The organism is Phenylobacterium sp. (assembly GCF_036501465.1).
Taxonomy (GTDB): Bacteria; Pseudomonadota; Alphaproteobacteria; order Caulobacterales; family Caulobacteraceae; genus Phenylobacterium.
In genome coordinates this window covers 58,904-82,521 of record NZ_DASYAF010000155.1, presented here as the reverse complement: position 1 = coordinate 82,521, position 23,618 = coordinate 58,904, and the positions used below count along the sequence as shown (strand labels likewise).

Here is a 23,618-nt window from a genome sequence, read left to right as displayed (position 1 = left end):
CGTCTCGGCCGCCAAGGCCCGGGCATGCAGCTCACGCGCCAAGCTTAGGCCGAGCTCGGAAAGCTCCGCCAGCACGGCGTCCTGCCGCTCCCGTCTCGCCGCTGCATCCGACATGAACAAAACAAGAACATAGATCGAGGCAGGAGTCAAGGGTTTTCGTCAGGAGCCGCGGCTATCCCCAGGAGCCAATTGGCCGCGAGCGCCGCCACGCCGGCCCCGAGCAACTGCGCCGCGATGAAAGCCGGCGCCGAAGCCGGAGCGATCCCCGCAAAGGTGTCGCTGAGCGCGCGGGCGATGGTCACCGCCGGGTTGGCGAACGAGGTCGAGGCGGTGAACCAATAGGCGGCGGTGATGTAGAGGCCGACCGCCATGGGCGTGACCTGCGGCCGGAAGCGCAGGGTCCCAAGGATCGTGAGAACCAGGCCGAAGGTGGCGACGGCCTCCGACCACGCGAGAGCCGGGCCGGCGCGCAGCTTGGTCGAGACCTGCAGGATCGGCTCGGCGAACATGGCGTGGGCGGCCCAGACGCCGAGGACGGCGCCGATCGTCTGGACGGCGACATAGGCGAGCGCCAGCCGTGCGCCGATCTCGCGGCGCAGGGCGAAGACCAGGGTCACGACCGGATTGAAATGGGCGCCCGAGACCGGGCCGAAGACCTCGATCAGCACCACCAGGCCCGCGCCGGTGGCCAGCGTATTGCCGAGCAGCGCCAAGGCGTCGTTTCCGGCCGAGAGCCGCTGGCCCATGATCCCCGAGCCGACCACGACAGCCAGCAGCAGGGCGGTCCCGAGGGCCTCAGCCGCGAGGCGCCGCGCCGGATCGAAGACCTGAAGGGGTGGCTCCAGGCTGGCGTCGGCCTCGGCCATCAGGCGGGCTGCTCGGCCGGGGCGCCGATCTCCGCGAGGCGGGCCTGCAACGACATGCGGCTCAACTTCTCGAACGGCAGCGCGACGAAAAGGTCGATCCGGTTCTTGAGCAGGCGGGCCGTCTCGCTGAAGGCCACGGCGATCTCGCCCGCAGTCCCCACCAGGTGGGCGGGGTCTGGGACGCCCCAGTGGGCGGTCATCGGCTGGCCCGGCCAGATCGGACAGACCTCGCCCGCGGCGTTGTCACAGACGGTGAACACGAAATCGAGCGGCGGCGCGTCGGGTCCCGAAAACTCATCCCAGGCCTTCGAGCGGTAGGCTCGCGGGTCGAGGCCCAGGCTTTCGATGATCGGGTAGGTGTTCGGATTGACGATCCCGGTCGGAAAGGAGCCTGCGGAGCAGGCGTTGAAGCGGCCCTGCCCCAGCCGGGTCAACAGGGCCTCGGCCATGATCGAGCGGGCCGAATTGCCGGTGCACAGGAAGAGGACGTTCATCGCACGCGCGCTCATCGGAGGCTCCTTCGACGGATCAGCAGCTGCTGCCCTCGGCAGCGCAGGCGCGGCTCGCCACCGCCGCCAGCGGGGCGCAGATCTCCGGCTTCCCGCCGCAGCAGTCTTCCATGAGGAAGGCCAACAGCTCGCGCATGCGGTCGTAGCCGGCGGCGTAGATGATCGAGCGGCCATCACGCCGCGCCCCCACCAGGCCGGCCGCGGCCAGGATGTTGAGGTTGGCCGACAGGGTGTTCGCCAGGCTGCCGGTGGCGCGGGCGATCTCGCCGGCGGCCAGCCCATCCGGCCCGGCGCGGACCAGCAGGCGGAAAACCTCCAGGCGGCCGGGATGGGCCAGGGCCGAGAGGGCTATGATTGCGTTTTTCGATTCCATATTTCCAGATAGTTCGAATTATAAATAGCCGCCAGCGAAGGTTTCGTGACGGCATGCTCGTCGATTGAAAGGCTGAGGTGGAAATGGCGGCCGGGACCATTGTCGCGGGACTGGCGATCCCGTCGAGCGCGCCACCGTTTCTGATGACCGTGGCGATCCACGTGGGATTCGGCCTCACGTGCGTCGTCGCCGGCGCTGTCGCGATGCTGAGTCCCAAGCGCGCCGGCCGTCACCCGCTGTGGGGAACCGTCTACTTCTGGTCCCTGGCAGGGCTCGCCCTGACCGCCGCAGGCTTGGCGGTTGTGCGCTGGGCAGAAGACTGGAACCTGTTCGTCCTCGACCTCGCGGCCTTCGGCGCCGCATTGGCGGGCTGGGTCGCGCGCCGGCGGCAGCCGCCAAACTGGGCCCGCGTCCACGCCGTCGGCATGGGCATGTCCTACATCATGATGCTGACCGCTTTCTACGTCGACAACGGCAAGTCCCTGCCGCTGTGGCGCGCACTTCCAGCCTTCGCCTATTGGCTGGGACCGGGGGCGATCGGAATTCCGATCCTGCTGGCGACGCTGCGACGTCATCCCCTCCTGCGCTAGCAACAGTCCCCGGTCGCGGATTGGGCCGCCGGCTTTGACCCCGCCCCGCAGCAGGCCCCGGCCGGGCGCTGGGCCGCGTCCAGACGGGCCTTGTCCTCGCCATAGCTGGTCGCCTCCCCGAAGGTGAAGAAAGTCTCCCAACGCAGGCCCGCCGGGTCACTGACCCAGCTCTTGTCGGAGCGGGCGTAGCAACAGGTGGTCGCCGCCTCATCGAAGGTTTCCGCGCCGGCCGCCTTCAGCCGTCCCGCCAACTCGGCGAGTTCGCCGGAGGTCTCCACCTGGATGCCGACGTGATCGAGCCCGGGCGCGCGGTCGCGGGTCGAGATCGCGAAGTTCACGCGCGGATCGTCCAGCATCCACTTTGCATAGTCGGCCTTCACGACCGACGGCGGGGCGCCGAAAAGCGTGGCATAGAAGCGGATCGAGGGTTCGAGGTCCGGCACGCTCACGTGCAGATGCAGGCGCTTCATGCTTGAACTCCTCTACCGTTCTATTATTCTATAATTCCAGAATCTTCGAAGAGTCAAACCGAATGTCGGTATCCGCCACCCTTCGCGCCCGTCCCGCCCGCCTGTCGGACGCCGCGGCCGTGACGCACATCTACAACCAGGGCATCGAGGATCGGGTCGGCACCTTCGAGACCGTCCCGCGCACCGTCGACCAGATCGAGGCCTGGTTCGCTCACGCGCCGGCGTTCGTGGCGGTCGAGGACGCGGCCGGCGAGGTGCAGGGCTACGCCGTGGCCCATCCCTATTCCGACCGCTGCTGCTACCAGGGGATCGGCGAATTCTCGGTCTATGTCCGGCGCGAGGCGCGCGGGCGCGGCGTGGGCCGGATCGCCATGACCGCCCTGGTCGCGGCCTCGAGGGCGGCGGGGCTCTGGAAGCTGCTGTCCCGCGTCTTCCCCGAGAACCGCGCCAGCCTGAACCTGATGGCCTGGTCCGGCTTCAAAGAGATCGGCGTCCACGAAAAGCACGGCAAGCTCGACGGGGTCTGGCGAGATTGCGTGATCGTCGAGCAGGTGTTTGCGGAAAACCTCGACTAATCCGCCGCCGGGGTAGGCACTGGCCGAAGCTCAGCAATGGGCGGGACGCGGCGCTTGGTTCCCCGGTTCGCGGACGCTAGCTTGGCGGCAAAAGCGGGAGGTCTTCATGACTGTGACGGGCATTGGCGGCCTCTTCTTCCGGGCCAAGGATCCGGGGGCCCTGCAAGCCTGGTACGGCGAGCACCTGGGCGTGGCGCTCGACGATTCATACCAATGGATGCAGCAGGCCGGCCCGACGGTGTTCATGCCCTTCGCGCAGGACACCGACTATTTCCCGGCCGACCGCCAATGGATGATCAACTTCCGGGTCGCGAAGCTGGACGGGCTGATCTCGACGCTACGCGAGGCGGGGATCGCGGTCATCACCAAGCCTGAATGGGACACGCCGGAAACCGGCCGCTTCGCCCGGATCCACGATCCGGAGGGCAACCCCATCGAACTGTGGGAGCCGCCCGTCGAATAGGCCGGACCCTAGGCCGCCTTCGGCAGGGATTCGTCGCGCAGGTTCGAGGGGATGGCGTCGTAGACGGTGGCCGCGGTGATGCCGAGCCGGCGGCGCGCCGCCTCGAGGGGTTCGGCCAGCAGGCGTTCGTAGTCCTCGCCCAGCAGCCAGTGGGCGGCCTTGCCGCGCCGGTAGCCCTGCCAGATGGCCTTGGCGTAGGGGGTGGGGGTCTTCAGGCCCTTGGCAGCGGCGCCGAGCGCGATGAAGGCCCAGCCGAGGCCCTTGGTCTGGGCGTAGGAGAAGGCCACCAGGCAGGCCTCGCCCAGGCCGTCGCGGTGGTAGCCCGAGAGCACGTGCCAGATGTCGTGCACGTCGCGGGTGCGGCGGCCGAACCAGGCGTAGGGGTGCGGCTCGTCCACCTGGACCTGGCCCTCGCGGCTGATGTCGGCGAGGCCGTCGGCGGAGAAGTTCTGCGCGCGGATAAAGTCGCGGTAGGCCGCGCCCACCGTGCCCGGGGCGAAGCTGTCCAGCCAGGCGTCGTCCATCAGCCGCGGCGCGAACTCGACGCGCTCATAGGCCATGCGCCCGCCCTCGCGGGTGGCGAGCAGGCGGTGGTAGCCCTTGGCGGTCGCCGCGCCGTTCAGCGCGCGCATGATCTCGAACACCTGGCGGGTGTCGTCCTTGTCGTTGAGCAGGCGGCGCAGCGCCTTCAGCGCATGGCCCCAGCGCAGCTTGGTCGCCGGCTGGTAGGCGCCCTTCGGGCCGGCCGGCGCGATCGGGGCGGAAGCGGTGTCGACCAGGGCCATGGGCGGAGCCTCGTTCATGCTGACCGACTGAAGATGACGCCTCCGTCAACTTTGTGCAAGCGAAAAGATGACGCTGCCGTCACTTTCATCGCGGACCCGGTTGCCGCGATCCCCGAAACGGCCGAAACCTGTGGCATGGGAAGCCTAAGGAAGCGCTCGGTCCAGCTCAGCGGCCACGCCACTTCCATCGCGCTCGAGCCGGAGTTCTGGGCGGTGCTGGATGAGATGGCGCAGGCTCAGGGGCTGAGCCTGGCGGCCCTGGTCGGGCGCATCGACGACGCGCGCGCCGGGCGTCCCCTCGCCTCGGCCTGCCGGCTGGCGGCCCTGAAGTTCGCGCAAGGGGCCTTCGCTAGCGGCGGCGCGCCCGGCGGCCCATCAGGCCCAGGCTGAACAGGCCGAAGCGCCAGGTCAGCCAGCCGAGCAGCAGGCCGACGCCGATCCCGATCGGGATGATCCAGCCGCCCAGCATCTCGTGCCCCTGCTGCGGCCTGTCGGTGACCCCCAGCGACCAGGAGAAATTGCGGTCGTCCGGACCGCCCGGCAGCGCCCACAGCCCGGTCCGGTCCCAGGCGAACGGCTTCACCACCGCGGTGGCCAGGAACGCCGCCGCCGAACCGTAGCCCAGCACCGACACCAGGAAGGCGAACAGGCCATAGACGCTCAGGCCCGCCAGCCGGCCCATGGCGCCCAGCACCCAGAAGGGCGAGCGGCGGGTCTGGAGGCCGGCCACCACGCGCTCAGTGACGTTGACGCGGGCGACGTCACGCGGGCTGCCGAGCTCGGCGATGGCGGCTTCGATGCGCGCCGGGGTCGTCTCGCCCTCGACCTTGTCCAGCAGGTGGGCGCGCAGCTCCGCCAGGGTTTCGCGGATCTCGGCGGCCGGCAGGCCCCCCAGGTGGCGATGCACCTGGTTGAGGTAGGTGTCGAGATGGGCCAGGCCCGCATCCTTGCTCATGAGGGGTCTCCGTCCATCGGGGTCAGCAGGCGGTTCACACCGGACGCGAAGGCGCGCCAGCCCGCGGCCATGTCGCGGGCGCGCCGGCGGCCGGGCTCGGTGAGGCTGTAGTACTTGCGCGGGTGGCCGGCGTCGGCCTCCACCCATTCGGCCGCCACCAGGCCCTCGGACTTCATCCGGTTGAGCAACGGATAGATGGCGCCTTCGGAGATCGACAGGCCGGCGTCGGCGTCGAGCCGCTTGAGGATCTCCAGCCCGTAGAGCCGGCCGCGCCAGAGGATGGCCAGCACGGCCAGGCTGAGCGCGCCCTTGCGCAGCTGGGTCTCCCAGCCGGCGAGATCATCGGGGCCCTGCGGCGGGTCATGCGGGTCTCGTCCCATGCACAATACCTTGCATTCCGATATATGATGCGTCAAGTTGTATCTGGTGATGGAAGGATGAGTTCATGTCGAGCCCACCGACGGCGGTCGCGCCGGATATGATCGACCGGCTGTTGGCGGCCACGGCGTTCGCCTATGTCAGCCTGGCGGGCGTGGCGGGCCTGGTGCTGGCCATCGCCTGCCTGCTGTCGAGCCTCCGCCGCGGCGGGCCCATCGGCGCGCTGCTGACCGGCCTCGGGTACGGCCTCTGACGCAGCGCCGGCTTCGAACCCGTGCGTCTATCGGTCATATCGCGAAAAGCGCCGGTGGATCGGATAGTAGCGCTCGTTCAAATTCCCACGCTCGCCGACCCCGATGTTCGCTCCGCCGCCGCCCGCGCCGCCCGCCCTGACCATCCAGCAGAAGGCCGACCTGGACTGCCTGGACCTGGGCCTTACCCTGGAGACCGACGTCGCCTCCAAGCGGCGGCCGACGATCAACCTGTCGGCGGTGTTCCTGGAGCGGTTGCGCAAGAGCGACCCGGACATCGACTGGGATTCGCTGGCCCAGCCCCTGCCCGACGCCTTCACCTACGACGAGTTCGTCAAGCGGATGAGCGCCTGCGAGGCGCGGGCGCGCACCGCGCCCCAAGGCGAGGCGAAGGCCCGTTGAGGCCCGGTCCGGCGCGGCCGGGATAGCCGCCCGCGCCCAGGCCCGCTATGCAGGAGCGGCATGCACGCTCAACCCCCGCCGCAGACGCCCCCGGCGATCACCGCCGAGCAGCAGCAGGACCTGGACTGCGTGAGCATCGGCGTGCTGTTCGGCGGCGGGGCGAACGGAATCCGCGGCGGCTGGAACAGCCGCATGGCGCGCTTCTATATCTTCCGCCTGCAGGCCGGCGACCAGTCGCGCGACTGGCGCGCCCTGGTGCGGCACGTGCCGGACGACATGACCTATCGCGAGTTCATGGAACGGATGGCCGAGTGCCGCGCGCGCATGCCCGCCCCGCGCCCGGCCGCGCCCCCGACGACGCCCACCGCCGGCTAGGCTTCAGGCGCAGCGGCGTTCGGCCCATTGCTTGGCGGACGGCAGGTCGGCCCAGCCGAAGGCGAAGTCGCTGGGGCCGTGGGCGATGTAGCGCTCCAGGCGTTCCTTGGCCTCGTCCAGGGTCGGGATGTGGCCGGCCTCGACCCACCACAGCGCCACGGTCGGCCGCTCGGGCATCTCGAAGAACTCATGTTTGCGGGCGTAGATGTTGCGGTGGACGGTGTTGAACACGAAGGCGCCCAGCGCCTCGGCGCTCTCCCACACCGACATGTTGACGGCCATGGTCGGATCGCCCGGCCAATGCAGCGCCATGGCGCTGTCGCCGGTCGCGTCCTTCAGCCGCCAGACGAAGCCCGGCATCCGCTCAGCCAAGGCGTTCACCCGCGCCAGGTTGTCGTAGAAGTCCGCCATGCGCGGATCGTCCGGCCCGCCAAGGACCCGGCCGATGTTCACTTCCGCAAGATGCTGCATGCCCGCCTCCGCCATAGGGCCAAGCTGGAGAAGCGTCGGCCCCGGCGCAAGGGAACGCAGCACGAACACTTGGCTGGCGCGCGCGGCGGCCCATGTTAGACAGGCCCTGAGATGTCCGCCCCCGACCTCCCCTTCGACGCCCCTGCCCCGCGGATCAGCGATCTGGCGCGCGCCGATGGCGGCCCGCGGCCGGGCGACTACCTCGACGGGCTGAACCCCGAGCAGACGGCCGCGGTGGAGGCGACCGAGGGGCCGGTGCTGGTGCTGGCCGGCGCGGGCACCGGCAAGACCCGGGTGCTGACCACCCGGCTGGCGCACATCCTGGCGACGGGGCGGGCGCGGCCGTGGGAGCTCTTGGCCGTCACCTTCACCAACAAGGCCGCGCGCGAGATGCGCGAGCGGATCACCGCGATCATCGGCGGCCAGGCCGAGGGCCTGCGCTGGCTGGGCACCTTCCACTCCATCGCCGCCCAGATCCTGCGCCGTCACGCCGAGCTGGTGGGGCTGAAGTCGAACTACACCATCCTCGACGACGACGATCAGGAACGCCTGCTGAAGCAGGTGCTGGAGGCCGAGAACGTCGATGCCAAGCGCTGGCCGGCGAAGATGCTCGCGGGCCTCATCGACCACTGGAAGAACCGCGGCTGGCGTCCGGACCAGGTGCCGCCGGCCGAGAGCGGCCACTTCGCCAACGGCAAGGGCCAGGCGATGTATCGGCTCTACCAGGAGCGGCTGAAGGTGCTGAACGCCTGCGACTTCGGCGACCTGCTGCTGCACAACCTGACGATCTTCACCGGCCACCCCGACGTGCTCGCCGAGTTCCACGACCGGTTCCGCTACATCCTGGTGGACGAGTACCAGGACACCAACGTCGCCCAGTACCTGTGGCTGCGGCTGCTGGCGCAGAAGCGGCAGAACGTCTGCTGCGTGGGCGACGACGACCAGTCGATCTATGGCTGGCGCGGCGCGGAGGTGGACAACATCCTGCGCTTCGAGCGCGACTTCCCGGGCGCGACCGTGATCCGCCTGGAGCGCAACTATCGCTCCACCAGCCACATCCTGGCCGCCGCCTCGGGCCTGATCGCCGCCAACAAGGGCCGGCTGGGCAAGACCCTGTGGACCGAGGCGCAGGGCGGCGAGAAGGTGGTGGTGCGCGGCGTCTGGGACGGCGACGCCGAGAGCCGGATGGTCGCCGACGAGATCGAGCGGGCGCATCGCGGGACCCGCGACTTGGGTCCGCGCAGATACCGCGACATGGCCATACTGGTGCGCGCCAGCTTCCAGATGCGGGCGTTCGAAGAGCGGTTCGTGCTGTTGCAGATTCCCTACACGGTGGTCGGCGGGCCCAGGTTCTTCGAGCGCGCCGAGATCCGCGACGCGCACGCCTATCTGCGGCTGATCTATTCGCCCAGCGACGACCTGGCCTTCGAGCGGATCGTCAACACGCCCAAGCGCGGCATCGGCGACACGACCGTCCAGAAGCTGTTGCAGGTGGCGCGGCTGGGCGGGGTCTCGGCCAGCGAGGCGGCGCGGCAGATCGTGCGCACCGACGAGCTGGCGGCGCGCACCCGCACCGCGCTTTCCAACTTCCTGCGCGACCTGGACCGCTGGCGCGAGGAGGCCGGCCGCCTCGCCCACCCGCGGCTGATGGAGCAGGTGCTGGAGGAGAGCGGCTACACCGACGCCCTGCGGCTCGACAAAAGCCCCACCGCCCAGACCCGGCTGGAGAACCTGAAGGAGCTGGTCCAGTCGATGGGGAACTTCGAGACGCTCGAGGCCTATCTGGAGCACGTCTCCCTGGTCATGGACCTCGACCGTGGGCCGCAGGCCGACGCGGTGCAGATCATGACCCTGCACTCGGCCAAGGGGCTGGAGTTCCCGCTGGTCTTCCTGCCCGGCTGGGAGGAAGGCGTCTTCCCCTCGCAACGCTCCATGGACGAGAAGGGCGAGAAGGGCCTGGAGGAGGAGCGCAGGCTGGCCTACGTCGGCATCACCCGGGCGCGGGAAGAGGCGCGGATCAGCTTCGCCGCCAACCGCCAGGTCTATGGCCGCTGGACCAGCCAGCTTCCGTCACGGTTCGTGGACGAGCTGCCGATCGCCAACGTCGAGGCGAGCTCGGAGACCGGGTACTACGGCGGCGGCCCCGGCATGCAACAGCACGGCAGCCGCTGGGACGCCGACCCGCAGTTCGGCGCGGGCTACGATTCGCCCGGCTGGCGGCGCGCGCAGACCGCCGGCTACCGCGGCGGGCACCTGGGCCGCCAGCAGATGATCGAGGGCGAGGGCCGGCTGGTCGCCACCTCGGCGGAGAGCGCCAGCGAGTTCAAGCGCGGCGACCGGGTGTTCCACATGAAGTTCGGCTACGGCCAGGTGATGGGCGTCGAGGGCAACAAGCTCACCGTCGCCTTCGAGAAGGCCGGCGAGAAGAAGGTGATCGACAGCTTCGTGGAGAAGGGGTGAGGGCTTGCTGCCGATCCACTCCACGACGGCGGTCTACATGATGGCGAGTCGCCGTCACGGAACGATCTATGTCGGCGTCTCGGGTCACTTCCTTCCCCGGATCGCTCAACACCGCCAGGGGCTGAAGCCGGGCTTCACGTCACGCTACGGCGTGAAACGCCTCGTCTGGTTCGAAATGCATGAGGGCATCGTCACCGCGATCCAGCGTGAGAAGTCGCTGAAGAAGTATCGGCGGGCGTGGAAGATCAATCTGATCGAGCGGGACAACCCGAACTGGAACGACCTCTATCCAGGTTTCTTTCGGGAGGACGGACCCCTTTCCCATCTCCAGACGCCGGAGCCCTCCCTCTAGGGCCGTCATGGCCGGGCTTGTCCCGGCCACCCATACGCACCGAGACTTCCTGGCTGGCAGAGAGGTCGGCAGATCACCAGAGAAAGAGGTGTCTATGGGTGGCCGGGACAAGCCCGGCCATGACGATGGGTTGTTTTGAACTGAAAAGCCGCTTCAGCTCTCCGCCTTGCCCTTTTTCATCGCGCCGCGGATGGCGAAGACGCTGAGGCCGGCGGCCAGGACGACGCCGCCGGCGACCAGGGCCCAGCTCCATCGGGAAGGCGCCTCCAGGCGCGTCAGGATTTCCGGCTCCCCCGGCGGGGCGGGCGCGGGCGCTTCCGGCGGCGGCGTCTTCGACCTCGGCATCGCGATCTCCCACGGCGGACCCGATGTAGCGCGCAGTCATGGCGCCAGCTTGACGCTGAACCAATAGGCCTTCCGCGCGCTGATAGCCCGACACGTTGACGAGAATTGGATGAACCGGTGAGAACAGTCATCGCCGGGGGTGTGATGGCCCTGGTGCTGGGCGGGCTCCTGGGGCGGACCATGCACCCCGACCTGATCGGACGGACCGACCGGCCCATGGGGCCGCAGATGTTCGCCGACTGGCCGGGCGAAGGCTCGACCGGCCCGTTCGACGAGGGCACCACCTTCGACGTGGCCTATCGCGTCGCCGGCGGCGGCGCGGTCCCCGACTATGTCTACGGCTCCGACTGGAAGCGGGCCGCCGCAGCCGACGCCGACGCCCAGCCGGTCGAGGTCGCGGCCGTGACGCCGGTGAGCTATTCGACGCCCGACGCCACCGCAGACGCCGCCCCCAACGTCTCCGACCCGCAGGTGGCCGAGGCGACGGACGACACCACCGCCGCCGACCGCGCGCCCGACAACCCGGCCCGCGAACCGGCTTATGAGACGCCGGCCGAGCCGCCCAACGATCCCGACACCGGCGCCTAGCCTTTCGCGGCCATGGCCGCTAAGGCGCAGGCCATGAGCGCCGACGCCGTCCAGACCATCGCGAGGGGCCCGCGGGCCGAGGCCGAGGCCGCGGCCGGCGCCATCGACGCCGATCCCGCCACCGAGAGCCTGACCTATTCCATCCTGGAGGAGGACGAGGCGCACGACGTCTGGCGCATCGACGCCTTCCCAACCTCCGAGGGAGAACAGGCGGCCCTGGCCGCGATCCTGGCCGGTTTCCCGGCGCTGCGGGTGGTCAGCGACAAGCTGGCCGACGCCGACTGGCTGGCCATGGCGCTGTCGGGCCTGCCGCCGGTGCGGGCCGGGCGGTTCTTCGTCTATGGCGCGCACGACAAGGGCCTGGTCCCGCCGAACGCGGTGGCTTTGCGCATCGAGGCGGGCGCGGCCTTCGGCACCGGCCACCATGGGACCACCGAGGGCTGCCTGTCGGCCTTCGACGCCCTGATCAAGGCGCGGCGGTTCGGCCGGGTGCTGGACGTGGGCTGCGGCACAGGCGTGCTGGCCATCGCCGCGGCGCGGACCGGCTCGAAGACGGCGCTGGGCACCGACATCGACGGCCCGTCGGTCCGGATCGCCAACGAGAACGCCCGGCTGAACCGCGCGGCCGCCCGCTTCGTCCATGCCGGCGGCCTGGCCGAGCGCCGCGTGCGCGCCGCCGCGCCCTACGACCTGGTGTTCGCCAACATCCTGGCCCCGCCGCTGGTGGCCCTGTCGCAGGACATCCGCCGCGCCCTGAAGCCCGGCGGGACGGCGATCCTGTCCGGCCTGCTCAGGACCCAGCAGCGCCGCGTGCTGGCGGCCTATGTCTCCAAGGGCTTCCGGCTGCAGCGGCGGCTGCATCGCGACGCCTGGGCGACCCTGGTGCTGACCCGGGGCGGCTAGCCGACCACCTTCGAAGCGCCGAGCTCGGCGCGCCAGTGGGCGTCGCGGTCCTTAAGCCGGGCGTCGAGGGCATAGCCGTCCAGGCCCTCCACATCGACGACCTCGAGCGTCTCCAGGGCGAAGGCGTCCGCGCCGTGGGCCTTGAACGCCGCCTGCAGCGACTTGCTCGGATGGCCGCCCATCTTGAGCGCGAACCACAGGCGGTTGGCGTGCTGGTCCAGGTCCTTGGAGACCCCCACCCAGGCCTCGCCGGTCTGCGCGCAGCGCACGGCGTAGATCCCCATCGGGACCTTGCGCTCCTTGTAGTCGCGGACGGCCTGGCGGCGGCTGGACTTGTCCATGGGCCCTGGCCTAGCGCCTTGCGCCCGGCGACGGAAGGCAGGATGGCGAGAATCGCGCTCCCATAGCGCAGACTTCGGGACCTCGGGGGCCATGCGGGTCGTTCTGTTCAAGGGGCCGTCGCAGTACGACGGGACCCGGACCTTCATCGACGAACTGGCGCGCGCCTTCACGGCGCGCGGCTATGCGCCCGCGGTCCACGACCTGGCCGGCGTGGCCGACGTGGAGGCCGCCATCGCCGCCGCCGCGATCCCCGGCGAGCCCACCGCCCTGGTGTTCAGCATCAACATCCTGGGTGAGCACAAGGACCGCGAGGGGCGCAACGTCTCGGAAATCTTCGCAGCGCCGCAGGTGGTGCTGCACGTGGACTATATCCTGAGCCAGGCCTCGCGCCTGCGCGCCACGCCTTCGACCACCAGCCTGCTGTCGGTCGACCCGACCCAGGTGGCGGCGGTGAACGCGATCTTCGGGGCCGACCGCTTCGCCGCCGTGGCCTTCTGCCCGCACGGGGCGGTGGGCGAGCCCTGGCAGGACGCCGACCTGGAGGCCTTCCTGCAGCGCCGGGAAATCCCGATCCTGTGGTCGGGGACCTTCCAGAAGCCCGGGCCGCCGATCTGGGACAGCCAGCCGCCCCAGGTCCGCAAGCTGTACGAGGACGCCGTCGAGCTGGCGCTCAGCGTCGAATGGATGCCACCGCTCGACGCCCTGGACCAGGTGCTGCGCGCCGCCGGCGCCGATCCGGCCAACCCCGCCCTGCAGACCGCCCGCTGCGACGCCGGCCACATCGACGCCCGCGTCCGGGTGATCCGCCGCTTCGAGCTGATCTCCCGCCTGGCCGAGAGCGGCCTGCCGCTGGCGATCTGCGGCCATGGCTGGGAGGGCCTGGACCTGCCGAACGCCCGCCTGCTCGGACCCTTGCCGATGGCCGAGGCGGTGGAGGCCATGGCGCGGGCGCGGATCGTGCTCAACACCAACGGCAACTTCGGCGCGGGGTCGCACGAGCGGCCGCTGAGCGCCCTGCTGGCCGGGGCGGCGGCCTTTTCCGACCGCAGCGCCTTCTATGCCGAGGCCTTCATGGAGGATGAGGAGCTCGTCCTCTACCGCTGGAAGGCCCTCGATGCGGGGCTGGAGCGCCTAGCCCAGCTGCACGCCGACCCGCAGGCCGCCTTCCGGATCGGCCAGCGCGGCGGGGCGAAGGTGCGCGCCGGCCACCGCTGGGCCGATCGCCTGGACATCATCCTGGACGCCGCGCGGGCCAGCCGTCAGGCGCTGGGCCTGGAATCCGTGGGTTAGGACCCTTCTGCGTATCCCGCCCCGCGCCGGAAGACCCGGAAATGAAGCGGTCCGAGGCTTCCCGTTTGCGGGCTTCGGGCCTAAATCCCCGCCATGCGCCAGACCTTCGACGAAACCACCGACCGCTCCTTCGGGCCCAAGCACGTGCCGCTGATCCGCCGGGCCATGGCCGACCAGGGCCTGGACGGCTTCGTGACCCCGCACGAGGACGAGCACCAGAACGAGTACCTGCCCGCCGCCAACGACCGGCTGGCCTGGGCGACCGGCTTCACCGGCTCGGCCGGGGCGGCGGTGATCCTGAAGGACAAGGCGGCGATCTTCGTGGACGGCCGCTACACGCTTCAGGTGCGCGACCAGGTGGACCAGGGAACGTTCGAGATCCGCGACCTGGTGGAGGGCGGCGTGCCCGCCTACCTGGAGAGCGCCACCACCAAGGGCCAGGTGATCGGCTACGACCCGCGCCTGCACAGCCCCGACGCGCTGGACCGGCTGAAGGCCGCCGTGACCAAGGCCGGGGCGGTGCTGCGGCCCGTCTCGCCCAATCCGCTGGACGCCGCCTGGGGCCTGTCGCGCCCGCCGCAACCGGCCGCCCCGGTGGTCCCGCACCCCCTGGAGTTCGCCGGCGAGGACAGCGCCTCGAAGCGCCAGCGGCTGGGCGAAGGCCTGGCGGCGCGCGGCGCCGACGCGGCGGTGATCACCGCGCCATCGTCCATCGCCTGGCTGTTCAACGTGCGCGGCGGCGACGTCATCCGCTCGCCCCTGCCGCTGGGCCAGGCGATCCTCAACGCCGACGGCTCGGCGCGGCTGTTCCTCGACCCCGCCAAGGTCCCGCCGGAGCTGCCGGCCTGGCTGGGCAACGCGGTGCGGCTGGAGACGCCCGGCGACCTGCCGCAGGCCCTGGCCGAGCTGAAGGGCAAGACGGTGACGGTCGACCCAGCGGTCTCCTCGTCCTGGTATTTCGAGGCGCTGGGCGGGGCCGGCGCGGCGGTGCAGCGCGGCGAGGACCCCTGCATCCTGCCGCGCGCCTGCAAGAACCCGGTGGAGATCGAGGGGACCCGGCGCGCCCATGTGCGCGACGGCGTGGCGCTGACCCGCTTCCTGCACTGGCTGGCCACCGAGGGCCAGGCGAACCCGCCGGACGAGATCGAGGCGGTCTCAAAGCTTGAAGGCTTCCGCGAGCAGACCGGGGCGCTGAAGGACCTGTCGTTCGACACCATCGCCGGGGCGGCCTCGAACGGCGCCATCGTCCACTACCGCCCGACCGAGCGGCTCAACAAGCGCGCGGTCAAGGGAAGCCTGCTGCTGGTCGACTCCGGCGCCCAATACCTGGACGGCACCACCGACGTCACCCGCACCGTGGCCATCGGCGAGCCCACCGCGGAGATGCGCGAACGCTTCACCCTGGTGCTGAAGGGCCACCTGGCGCTGGGTCGGGTGCGCTTCCCGGCCGGGACCAGCGGCTCGGCCCTGGACGTGCTGGCGCGCATGGCGATGTGGGCGCACGGGTTGGACTACGACCACGGCACCGGCCATGGCGTCGGCTCCTACCTGGGGGTCCACGAGGGGCCGCACCGGATCGCCAAGCTGCCGAACGCGGTGGCCCTGCGGCCCGGGATGATCGTCTCCAACGAGCCGGGCTACTACAAGGAAGGCGGCTACGGCATCCGCATCGAGAACCTGCAGTACGTCACCGCCGCGGCGCCGATCCCCGGCGGCGAGCGGCCGATGCTGGGCTTCGAGCAGCTGACGCTGGCGCCGATCGACCGGCGACTGGTGGCCAAGGCGCTGATGAGCGGCGAGGACATCGCCCAACTCGACGCCTATCACGCCCGCGTCCTGGCCGAGATCGGGCCCAAGGCGCCGGCCGAGGTCGCCGCCTGGCTGAAGGACGCCTGCGCGCCGCTCTAGGCCCCGACAGGACCGGATCGGGCTGAGGGCGGCGGCGACTCCGCGCCCACGGCGGGGCGCACAAGTCGTTTCCGATGAAACTATTGACCTGCGGCGGCCTGCCGCAGGTTTCGCGCCTGCACGGCCGCCGATCGGGCAGTGCGGCGCCAATTCACAACCCGCACGCGAAGTCCTGTCTCGCAGGAACAACTCATCGTCTTGAGGCGTTGACGGCCCAGAAGGCCCGCAAACGCGACGTCAACTGAACATTTTTAGTCGATTCTACTTCGTTACAGTTTCTTTATACCAGTACTATTCGCACAGTAAGTCACAAGTCATCAAAGTAACGGTTACGTTCGTAACCGCCATAACCGCGCCACGGAAAAGCTGTCTGGCGTGTACGTTCGGCGAGCGCCAGTTTCCGACCCGCCAACTTTCCCAATGAATTCATAAATCAAGGGTATGAGTGCTCGATCATTATGTGGCCATTATGCGACATATTGACGAGAGGATCGTGAAAACCTCCGCAATTCGCGTTGACCCTAAGCAATAGTCGAACCTAACTACGGCCTAACCGGGGCTCTTTTGGGCCACGGGCTGGCAACTTGTTTGGGGAGCGGGGCCGCCTTCGGGCGGACCGCTGGAGGATCTAGACCTTGAAAATCCGAAACACTCGGGAGCGCCTGCTGGCCTCCTCGATGATCTGCGGCGCCGCCTTCATGGGCCTCTCCGCAACCCAGGCCCACGCGGCCGCGGCGGCGGCAGCGACCGACGCCGCCGGCAACGAGGTCTCCGAGATCGTGGTGACGGGCACGCGCATCCCGTCGCCGAACCTGACCTCCATCGCCCCGGTGACCACGGTCGGCAGCGCCGAGATCAAGGCCCAGGGCGTCACCCGCATCGAAGACATCACCAACTCCCTGCCGCAGGTGTTCGCCGGCCAGGGTTCGATGATCTCCAACGCCTCGAGCGGCACCGCGACGGTCGACCTGCGCGGCCTGGGCTCGTCGCGCACCCTGGTGCTGATCGACAACCGCCGCGTGATGCCGGGCGACCCGACCGTGCCGGCCGTCGACCTGAACTTCATCCCCGCGGCCCTGGTTGAGCGGGTGGACGTGCTGACCGGCGGCGCCTCGGCCACCTACGGCGCCGACGCCGTGGCCGGCGTGGTCAACTTCATCATGCTGAAGAACTTCGAGGGCGTGCGGATCGACGCGCAGTACTCGGGCTACCAGCACAACAACAACGACAGCTTCGTCCAGGGCATCGTGCGCTCGGCGGCCGCCGGGGCCAGCGACCCCCGGCAGTTCAGCCTGCCCTCGAGCAACATCTGGGACGGCGAAGGCTCGGAAGTCTCGCTGGTGATCGGCGCCAATGCGCCGGACGGCAAGGGCAACATCACCGCCTACGCCACCTACCGCCAGAACAACCCGGTGCTGGAAGGCGAACGCGACTTCTCGTCCTGCACCCTGAACTCCGGCACCCCCAACTTCTCCGAGTTCGGCTGCGGCGGCTCGGGCACGGCCTTCCCGGCCCGCGTCGGCGGCTTCGTGGTCGACCCGACCACCTTCAACACCTTCCGCCCGCGCACCGCCGCCGACGTGTTCAACTTCGGACCGCAGAACTATTTCATGCGCCCGGACGAACGCTACAGCCTGGGCGCCTTCGCCCACTATGAGATCGCGCCCTGGGCGGAAGCCTACATGGACACCATGTTCATGGACGACCGCTCGACGGCCCAGATCGCCTCGGGCGGGGTGTTCGCGGCGAACTTCACCATCAACTGCGCCAACCCGCTGCTGTCGGCCCAGGAAGCCGGCCTGCTGCCCGCCAACGGCGGCGGCACCTGCGCGGCCAATCCGGCGGACAATTTCACGGGCGTCGTGGCGCGGCGCCTGCAGCCCGCCGAGGCCGGCGGCCGCCAGACCGACTTCCGCCACACCGACTACCGGATCGTGATCGGCCTGCGCGGCGACCTGGGCAAGAGCTGGAACTACGACGGCTACATGCAGTTCGGCTCGGTCCAGTTCTTCCAGGAGCAGACCGGCAACTTCAACACCAACCGGATCAACCAGTCCCTGAACGTGGTCCAGACGCCGACCGGGCCGCAGTGCGCCCCCGGCGCCGACGCCGGCTGCGTGCCGCTGAACCTGTTCACCAGCCAGTTCATCTCGGCGGCGGCGCTGAAGTTCCTCGACGCCACCAGCTTCGCGAGCGGCAACACCCAGGAGCGGGTGGCGTCGCTGGCCTTCACCGGCAAGCTCGGCGACTACGGGATCAAGAGCCCCTACGCCTCCGAAGGCGTGGGTGTCGCGATCGGCGCCGAATACCGCCGCGAGCACCTCGACTCCGACGCCGACTTCCTGTCGTCGAACGGCTTGGTGAACGGCAACGGCGGCGCGAGCCCGCCGGTCAACGGCGGCTATGACGTCTACGAACTGTTCGGCGAGGCCCGCATCCCGCTGATCAGCGACATGCCGTTCGTCAAGGACCTGAGCCTGGAGCTGGGCTACCGCTTCTCCGACTATTCCTCGATCGGCGACACCAACACCTACAAGGTGTCCGGCGAGTGGGAAGTGGTGGACGGCGTGCGCTTCCGCGCCGGCTACAACCGCGCGGTCCGCGCGCCGAACGTCAACGAGCTGTTCGCGCCGCAGAACGTCGTGCTGGACGGCACGAACGACCCCTGCGCCGGGCTGGCGGCGTCCAGCCCGCTGGTCGCCACCTGCGCCAAGGCGTTCAACCTGACCCCGGCCCAGGTGCTGGCCATCGAGCCGAACCCGGCCAACCAGTACAACGGCCAGCTCGGCGGCAACCCGAACCTGAAGCCGGAAATCTCCGACACCTACACCGCCGGCGTGGTGCTGCGTCCGACGTTCGCGCCGGGCCTGTCGGTGTCGGTCGACTACTTCGACATCAAGGTGGACGGCTTCATCGGCACCATCGGTTCGAACCTGATCCTGAACCAGTGCCTGTCCACGCTCAGCCAGCAGTTCTGCGGCCTCGTCCACCGGGCGCCGGGCGACAACTCCCTGTGGCTCGACCCGACCGGCTTCGTGCAGGACACCACGCTCAACACCGGTTCGCTTCGCACCTCCGGCGTCGACCTCAACGTCGACTACCGGACCGACCTGTCGAGCCTGGGCCTGGGCGACTACGGCTCGATCTCGGCCAGCTTCGTCGGCACCTGGCTCGACAACCTGACCACCCAGCCCCTGCCGGGTGGCGGCAGCTTCGACTGCGCCGGCCTCTACGGCACGGTCTGCGAGTCGGCGAACGCGGAAGGCCCGGCGCCGAAGTGGCGTCACAAGGCGCGCCTGACCTGGAACACCCCGTGGTCCTACGGCGACTGGTTCAAGTCGCTGAGCTTCGGCGTCCAGTGGCGCTATATCGGCCGCGTCACCCTGGATGCGTTCCAGTCGAACCCGCTGCTCAACAACCCGGGCATCGCCTACGAGTCGGACCGCGTCTTCGCCGCGCAGAACTACATCGACCTGACGGCGAACTTCACGGTCCACAACAACCTGAACTTCCGGGTGGGCGTGAACAATGTGTTCGACAAGGACCCGCCGCTGGTGGGCGCCTCGAACTGCCCGGCCGGTCCCTGCAACGGCAACACCTACGCCCAGACCTACGACTCCCTGGGCCGCTTCGTGTTCGTCGGCCTGACCGCCGACTTCTAGGGCCAGGCTCCATACGAGACTGCGGGAGGGCGGCGGAGCGATCCGCCGCCCTCTTCGTATGGGGGAAGGCCTTATCGCCGATGCGGCTTTCCGCTAATCAGACAAGGATTTAGGCCGCGCGCCGGCCGCCCGGAGACCCGGCTTTGACCACCTGGAAGATCGGTCGCACCACCATCAGCCTGAAGGGCCAGGCCGCCGCGCGCCCGGCCGCGGCCGATCCGGCGCGCCCGGCGATCTTCGACGAGATCAAGGCGGCGCTGGCGGCGCGCGATTTCGCCCGCGCCGGCGTGTTGGCCGAACAGGCGCTGGCCGCCGGCCACGAGCATCCGCTGGTGCTGAACCTGGCGGCCCTGCGCGCCGAGGAGGACGGGCGGCTGGACGAGGCGCTGGCCCGCCTGCGGCGCGCCACCGAGCTGGCGCCCACCGACCACGGCGCGCGCAACGCGCTCGGCCTGTGCCTCAGCCGGATGGAGCGGCACGCCGAGGCGCTGGCGGCGTTCGACGAGGCCCTGGCCCTGGCGCCCGATTTCGCCGGCGCCCACGCCGCCCGCGGCGGGACGTTCGAGGCGCTGGGCCGGCTGCCCGAGGCGGAGGCCGCCCATCGGCGCGCGCTGGCGCTGCAGCCGGCCAATCCGGTGGCGCTGGCCGGCCTCGCCAACCTGGCGAGCCGCAGGGGCGCCCACGCCGAGGCCGCGACCCTGGCCGAGCGGGTGCTGGCGATCCAGCCGGGCTATCCGGACGCGGTGCGCGTGGCCGCCGCCGCCGAGCTGGCCGGCGGCGACGCGTCGGCCGCCCAGGCCCGCCTGGAAGCCCTGATCGCCGACCCGCGCCTGGCGCCGCAGCAACTGGCCCTGACCCAGGGCGACCTGGGCGACGCGCTCGACGCCCAGGGGCGCACGGCCGAGGCCTTCGCCGCCTACGCCGCCTGCAACATGGGCCAGTGGCGGGCCTATGCGCCGAGCTTCGGCGGCCAGCCCACCGCGCTCGACTTCGCCCGCGGGATGATCGCGCGGCTGGACGAAATCCCCGCCCAGGCCTGGCGCGCCGAGGGCCGGCCGCCGCCCGAGGACGTGAAGGGCCATGTCTTCCTGATGGGCTTCCCGCGCTCGGGCACCACCCTGCTGGAGCAGGTGCTGGGCGCGCATCCGGACGTCGAGACGCTGGAGGAGCGCGAGACCCTGTCGGCGGCGCTGCGCGCGTTCCTGTCGGCGCCGGAGGGGCTGGACCGCCTGGCCGCCGCCCCGGAGGCCGGCCTCGACCCGCTGCGCGAGGCCTATTGGGCGCGGGTGGCCGAGGAAGGCGGGCGGCCCGGGGGCAAGGTGTTCGTCGACAAGCATCCGCTCAACACCTTCAAGCTGCCGCTGATCGCCCGGCTGTTCCCGCAGGCGAAGATCCTGTTCGCGCGGCGCGATCCGCGCGATGTGGTGCTGAGCTGCTATCGCCGCCGCTTCGCCATGAGCGGGCCGGCCTACCAGCTGCTGACCCTGCCCGGCGCGGCCGGCTACTACGACGCGGCCATGACCATCGCCGAGCGGATGGCGCCGGCGCTGGCGGCGCGCACCCAGGTCGTCGGCCACGAGGCGCTGATCGCCGATTTCGACGCCACCGCGCGGGCGGCCTGCGACTTCCTCGGCCTCGGCTGGACCGAGGCCCTGCGCGACTTCGCCCAGCGGGTGAAGGAGCGCGGCGTCGCCACGCCGTCCGGCGCGCAGCTGGCCGGGGGCCTGAGCGCCGAGGGCATCGGCCAGTGGCGCCGCTACCGCACCCAGCTCGCGCCCGCCCTGCCCCGGCTCGCGCCCTGGGTCGAGCGGTTCGGCTATCCCGCCGCATGAGCGGCGAACTGGCCGAGGCCGACCGGCTGCGGCTGGACGGCGATCTCGCCGGCGCCGCCCTGGCCGTGGCGCGACAAATCCAGGCCTCGGCGCCAGACCCCGAGCTGGCCGCCGCCGCCCAGGCGCTGGTCGAAGGCCGCCTCGCCGAGGCGCATGGGCTGGCGCGCGCGGCGCTCGAGCGGCGGCCGGACGATCCGGCGGCGCTGCGCCTGTTCGCCGAGGTCGCCGCCCGCGCCGGCCGCGACAACGACGCCGAGGCCCTGCTGGCGCGCGCCCTGGCCATCGCCCCGGGCTTCACCGCCGCCCGCTTCGCCTATGCGCTGGCCCTGCACCAGCAGGGCAAGACGGCGCAGACCATCGCCGAGGCCGAGCGCCTGCTGCGCGAGACGCCGGGCCATCCGCTCTACCTGCAACTGGGCGCCGCGGCGCGGATGCGGGTGGGCGACTACGCCGCCTCGGCCGACGCCTATCGGGCGGTGCTGGACGCCCATCCCGAGCTGGCCCTGACCTGGATGGCCTATGGCCATGCGCTGAAGACCCTGGGCCGCCAGGCCGAGGCGGTCGGCGCCTATCGCCAGGCCGTGAAACTGCGCCCCGCCCTGGGCGAGGCCTGGTGGAGCCTGGCCAACCTGAAGACCGTGGCCCTGTCGGCGGACGACGCGGCGGCGATGGCGGCCGAACTCGCGCGGGGCGACCTGCCGGACGAAGACCGCTTCCACCTGCAGTTCGCGCTCGGCAAGGCGATGGAGGACGACGGCCGCGACGCCGACGCCTTTGGCCTCTACGCCCAGGCGAACGCCCTGCGCCGCAAGAGCCAGCCCTACGACCCTTGGGAGCTCGCCGGCCACGTGGCGCGCTGCAAGGCGCTGTTCGCGCCCTCGTTCTTCGCCGCGCGCGCCGGCTGCGGATCGCCGGCGCCGGACCCGATCTTCATCGTCGGCCTGCCGCGTTCGGGCTCCACCCTGATCGAGCAGATCCTGGCCAGCCACAGCCAGGTGGAAGGCACCCAGGAACTGCCGGACCTGGACGCCATCGCCTGGCGGCTGGGCGGGGCGGCGGCGCGGCCGTCCGAGGGCGCCTATCCCGACATCCTGGCGGCCCTGTCGCCGGCCGAGTTCGCCGCGCTGGGCGCGGAGTACCTGGCGCGGGCCAGGCCGCATCGGAAAGAGGGCTCGCCCTTCTTCATCGACAAGCTGCCGAACAACTTCGCCCACGTCGCCCTGATCCAGCTGATCCTGCCGAACGCCAAGATCATCGACGCGCGGCGCCATCCGGTGGCCTGCGGCTTCTCGGCCTTCCGCCAGCACTTCGCCGTGGGCCAGGCCTTCACCTACGACCTCGCCGACCTGGCCAGCTACTATCGCGACTACGCAGAGCTGATGGCCCACTTCGATGCGGTGCTGCCCGGCCGGGTCCACCGGGTGATCTATGAGCGGCTGGTGGCCGATCCGGAGGCGCAGGTGCGCCGGCTGCTGGCCTATTGCGGCCTGCCGTTCGAGGCGGGCTGCCTGCGGTTTTACGAGAACGAGCGGGCGGTGCGCACCGCCAGTTCCGAGCAGGTGCGCCGGCCGATCTTCACCGAAGGCCTCGACCACTGGCGGCGTTTCGAGCCGTGGCTGGGACCACTGATCGACGGCCTTGGAAACCTTGTGACCGCCTACCCGGACAGCCCTGAAATGCGGCAATAGACCGGCAGCGAAACGGCCCCGGAATCCACTCTATTATGTGGATTTTATGCGACTTACTGCGTAAGGTCGCAGTCAAACTGGCACTCCCTAACTGGCATAAATATGGAAAAAACACTGTCGTCTATCGACGCTGGCGGCCGTCCCGCCGTCCAGGGTCGCAGCTTCGCGAAAGACATCGCTGAACTGGCTCTCTTCCTCGACCTCACCGAACCCACCCCCGAAGGCCACCTGGAGACCGCGATCACCGAAATCACCCAGGACCGACCGATCCCGCCGAGCACGCTCAAGCGCTGCGCGTCGGAGGCCCGCGCGCTGATGGAGCACGCCCAGGAGACCGGCTTGATCATCCAGATCGAGCGGCAGGGCGACCACTCCGAATGGGCGGTCCGCGGGGCGCTTTCGGCCTGGCTCGACGAGATCAACCTGACCGCGATCCTCAAGCAGCGGGCCCTGCGCCTCAACCGCAGCCGCGGCGGCCGGCCCCCGAGCCAGACACGCACCCTGCGCGCGGTGAAGGAGCTGATGGCCTTCGCCCAGGCCGGCCGGCCCGGGGCGGTGGACGAGCTGCGCTCGATCCGCGCGCTGATCGGCGAAGACGCCTAGACCCTGTCCCGATTGGCTTGGATCAAGCCAATCGGAATCAGCAGAGTCGTCGCTCTAGGTTGAGAGGCCTTCTTCGGCTCGCCCTTCCGTCTTGAGGCGGAAGGGCGTGGTTTCGCGCGCCCTGCTCGTCTGCGCCGCGCTTGACAGCCGCCGCCGCCTCCGCAATTTAACCAATCGGCTAA

At 70.3% G+C, this 23,618-nt stretch carries 27 protein-coding genes; 17 read left to right on the top strand and 10 right to left on the bottom strand.

Translation table 11 applies throughout. The annotated features are described in order from the left end of the window. Positions 1 to 146: 146 nt before the first annotated feature. Genes VGL85_RS17945 through VGL85_RS17935 form a run of 3 tightly spaced genes read right to left on the bottom strand, consistent with a single transcriptional unit; the run spans position 147 to position 1,748 of the window. Positions 147 to 866, bottom strand: coding sequence for an MIP/aquaporin family protein (locus VGL85_RS17945; RefSeq protein ID WP_331590366.1), 720 nt, complete (start codon positions 864 to 866; stop codon positions 147 to 149). After that, positions 866 to 1,375: an arsenate reductase ArsC gene (locus VGL85_RS17940; RefSeq protein ID WP_331590365.1), complete on the bottom strand. Its 510-nt coding sequence runs from the start codon at positions 1,373 to 1,375 to the stop codon at positions 866 to 868. Before VGL85_RS17940 ends, VGL85_RS17945 begins: the two co-directional genes overlap by 1 nt. 19 nt (positions 1,376 to 1,394) lie before the next feature. Continuing rightward, positions 1,395 to 1,748, bottom strand: a complete 354-nt coding sequence (locus VGL85_RS17935; RefSeq protein ID WP_331590364.1) for an ArsR/SmtB family transcription factor — start codon at positions 1,746 to 1,748, stop codon at positions 1,395 to 1,397. An 83-nt stretch (positions 1,749 to 1,831) separates the two neighbouring features. Between VGL85_RS17935 and VGL85_RS17930 the strand changes: the two genes are divergently transcribed. Beyond that, on the top strand, positions 1,832 to 2,338 hold the full coding sequence (locus tag VGL85_RS17930; RefSeq protein ID WP_331590363.1) for a hypothetical protein: 507 nt from the start codon (positions 1,832 to 1,834) through the stop codon (positions 2,336 to 2,338). Here the strand turns inward: VGL85_RS17930 and VGL85_RS17925 are convergent. Then, a complete protein-coding gene (locus VGL85_RS17925; protein ID WP_331590362.1) occupies positions 2,335 to 2,808 on the bottom strand; it encodes an ArsI/CadI family heavy metal resistance metalloenzyme in 474 nt (157 codons plus the stop codon). The two genes, VGL85_RS17930 and VGL85_RS17925, sit on opposite strands and share 4 nt — an antisense overlap. A 62-nt stretch (positions 2,809 to 2,870) precedes the next feature. Here VGL85_RS17925 and VGL85_RS17920 point away from each other — a divergent pair, with 62 nt between their 5' ends. Continuing rightward, the gene (locus tag VGL85_RS17920) at positions 2,871 to 3,383 is read left to right on the top strand and encodes an arsinothricin resistance N-acetyltransferase ArsN1 family A (RefSeq protein ID WP_331590361.1); all 513 of its coding nucleotides are present in this window, start codon (positions 2,871 to 2,873) and stop codon (positions 3,381 to 3,383) included. Positions 3,384 to 3,489: 106 nt separating this feature from the next. Further along, complete coding sequence (locus VGL85_RS17915) at positions 3,490 to 3,846, top strand: VOC family protein (protein WP_331590360.1); 357 nt, start codon at positions 3,490 to 3,492, stop codon at positions 3,844 to 3,846. Positions 3,847 to 3,854: 8 nt separating this feature from the next. Here the strand turns inward: VGL85_RS17915 and VGL85_RS17910 are convergent, their stop codons facing one another. Further along, positions 3,855 to 4,649, bottom strand: a complete 795-nt coding sequence (locus tag VGL85_RS17910; protein ID WP_331590359.1) for a Coq4 family protein — start codon at positions 4,647 to 4,649, stop codon at positions 3,855 to 3,857. Positions 4,650 to 4,766: 117 nt separating this feature from the next. Here VGL85_RS17910 and VGL85_RS17905 point away from each other — a divergent pair, with 117 nt between their 5' ends. Continuing rightward, a complete protein-coding gene (locus VGL85_RS17905; protein WP_331590358.1) occupies positions 4,767 to 5,021 on the top strand; it encodes a ribbon-helix-helix domain-containing protein in 255 nt (84 codons plus the stop codon). Here the strand turns inward: VGL85_RS17905 and VGL85_RS17900 are convergent. Both VGL85_RS17900 and VGL85_RS17895 read right to left on the bottom strand, forming a co-directional pair. After that, the gene (locus VGL85_RS17900) at positions 4,981 to 5,586 is read right to left on the bottom strand and encodes an HAAS signaling domain-containing protein (RefSeq protein WP_331590357.1); all 606 of its coding nucleotides are present in this window, start codon (positions 5,584 to 5,586) and stop codon (positions 4,981 to 4,983) included. The genes VGL85_RS17905 and VGL85_RS17900 overlap by 41 nt on opposite strands. After that, entirely contained in the window at positions 5,583 to 5,966 is a 384-nt protein-coding gene (locus tag VGL85_RS17895; protein WP_331590356.1) for a PadR family transcriptional regulator, read from the bottom strand. The genes VGL85_RS17900 and VGL85_RS17895 overlap by 4 nt, the downstream gene beginning before the upstream one ends. 65 nt (positions 5,967 to 6,031) lie before the next feature. On the opposite strand from VGL85_RS17895, the gene VGL85_RS17890 reads away from it, so the two are divergent. The 3 genes from VGL85_RS17890 (at position 6,032) to VGL85_RS17880 (ending at position 6,992) form a co-directional block, all read left to right on the top strand. Then, positions 6,032 to 6,217, top strand: a complete 186-nt coding sequence (locus VGL85_RS17890) for a hypothetical protein (RefSeq protein WP_331590355.1) — start codon at positions 6,032 to 6,034, stop codon at positions 6,215 to 6,217. A gap of 103 nt (positions 6,218 to 6,320) precedes the next feature. Further along, positions 6,321 to 6,617: a hypothetical protein gene (locus VGL85_RS17885; protein ID WP_331590354.1), complete on the top strand. Its 297-nt coding sequence runs from the start codon at positions 6,321 to 6,323 to the stop codon at positions 6,615 to 6,617. A gap of 60 nt (positions 6,618 to 6,677) precedes the next feature. Further along, the gene (locus VGL85_RS17880) at positions 6,678 to 6,992 is read left to right on the top strand and encodes a hypothetical protein (protein ID WP_331590353.1); all 315 of its coding nucleotides are present in this window, start codon (positions 6,678 to 6,680) and stop codon (positions 6,990 to 6,992) included. A gap of 3 nt (positions 6,993 to 6,995) precedes the next feature. Here VGL85_RS17880 and VGL85_RS17875 read toward each other — a convergent pair whose 3' ends face one another. Beyond that, positions 6,996 to 7,463, bottom strand: a complete 468-nt coding sequence (locus VGL85_RS17875; RefSeq protein WP_331590352.1) for a DUF3291 domain-containing protein — start codon at positions 7,461 to 7,463, stop codon at positions 6,996 to 6,998. Between the two features lie 111 nt (positions 7,464 to 7,574). On the opposite strand from VGL85_RS17875, the gene VGL85_RS17870 reads away from it, so the two are divergent. Both VGL85_RS17870 and VGL85_RS17865 read left to right on the top strand, forming a co-directional pair. Beyond that, entirely contained in the window at positions 7,575 to 9,923 is a 2,349-nt protein-coding gene (locus tag VGL85_RS17870) for a UvrD-helicase domain-containing protein (protein WP_331590351.1), read from the top strand. 4 nt (positions 9,924 to 9,927) lie between these two features. Next, positions 9,928 to 10,275 carry a GIY-YIG nuclease family protein gene (locus VGL85_RS17865; RefSeq protein ID WP_331590350.1) on the top strand — a complete coding sequence of 116 codons (348 nt, stop codon included), beginning with the start codon at positions 9,928 to 9,930 and terminating at the stop codon, positions 10,273 to 10,275. Positions 10,276 to 10,428: 153 nt separating this feature from the next. On the opposite strand, the gene VGL85_RS17860 is transcribed toward VGL85_RS17865, so the two are convergent. Beyond that, on the bottom strand, positions 10,429 to 10,620 hold the full coding sequence (locus VGL85_RS17860) for a hypothetical protein (protein ID WP_331590349.1): 192 nt from the start codon (positions 10,618 to 10,620) through the stop codon (positions 10,429 to 10,431). Positions 10,621 to 10,737: 117 nt separating this feature from the next. On the opposite strand from VGL85_RS17860, the gene VGL85_RS17855 reads away from it, so the two are divergent. Both VGL85_RS17855 and VGL85_RS17850 read left to right on the top strand, forming a co-directional pair. After that, positions 10,738 to 11,208, top strand: a complete 471-nt coding sequence (locus VGL85_RS17855) for a hypothetical protein (protein WP_331590348.1) — start codon at positions 10,738 to 10,740, stop codon at positions 11,206 to 11,208. 33 nt (positions 11,209 to 11,241) lie between these two features. Next, complete coding sequence (locus VGL85_RS17850) at positions 11,242 to 12,111, top strand: 50S ribosomal protein L11 methyltransferase (RefSeq protein ID WP_331590347.1); 870 nt, start codon at positions 11,242 to 11,244, stop codon at positions 12,109 to 12,111. Here the strand turns inward: VGL85_RS17850 and VGL85_RS17845 are convergent. Next, entirely contained in the window at positions 12,108 to 12,452 is a 345-nt protein-coding gene (locus VGL85_RS17845) for a GIY-YIG nuclease family protein (protein WP_331590346.1), read from the bottom strand. The two genes, VGL85_RS17850 and VGL85_RS17845, sit on opposite strands and share 4 nt — an antisense overlap. A gap of 91 nt (positions 12,453 to 12,543) precedes the next feature. Here VGL85_RS17845 and VGL85_RS17840 point away from each other — a divergent pair, with 91 nt between their 5' ends. The 6 genes from VGL85_RS17840 to VGL85_RS17815 all read left to right on the top strand — a co-directional run bounded on the left by VGL85_RS17840 (position 12,544) and on the right by VGL85_RS17815 (position 23,436). After that, entirely contained in the window at positions 12,544 to 13,743 is a 1,200-nt protein-coding gene (locus VGL85_RS17840; protein WP_331590345.1) for a glycosyltransferase family protein, read from the top strand. Positions 13,744 to 13,836: 93 nt separating this feature from the next. Further along, on the top strand, positions 13,837 to 15,651 hold the full coding sequence (locus VGL85_RS17835; protein WP_331590344.1) for an aminopeptidase P family protein: 1,815 nt from the start codon (positions 13,837 to 13,839) through the stop codon (positions 15,649 to 15,651). Between the two features lie 635 nt (positions 15,652 to 16,286). Continuing rightward, positions 16,287 to 19,313 carry a TonB-dependent receptor domain-containing protein gene (locus VGL85_RS17830; RefSeq protein ID WP_331590343.1) on the top strand — a complete coding sequence of 1,009 codons (3,027 nt, stop codon included), beginning with the start codon at positions 16,287 to 16,289 and terminating at the stop codon, positions 19,311 to 19,313. Between the two features lie 143 nt (positions 19,314 to 19,456). Next, on the top strand, positions 19,457 to 21,145 hold the full coding sequence (locus VGL85_RS17825) for a tetratricopeptide repeat-containing sulfotransferase family protein (protein WP_331590342.1): 1,689 nt from the start codon (positions 19,457 to 19,459) through the stop codon (positions 21,143 to 21,145). Then, a complete protein-coding gene (locus VGL85_RS17820) occupies positions 21,142 to 22,833 on the top strand; it encodes a tetratricopeptide repeat-containing sulfotransferase family protein (protein ID WP_331590341.1) in 1,692 nt (563 codons plus the stop codon). The genes VGL85_RS17825 and VGL85_RS17820 overlap by 4 nt, the downstream gene beginning before the upstream one ends. A gap of 102 nt (positions 22,834 to 22,935) precedes the next feature. Beyond that, entirely contained in the window at positions 22,936 to 23,436 is a 501-nt protein-coding gene (locus VGL85_RS17815; protein WP_331590340.1) for a hypothetical protein, read from the top strand. The last annotated feature ends 182 nt before the right edge of the window (positions 23,437 to 23,618 follow it).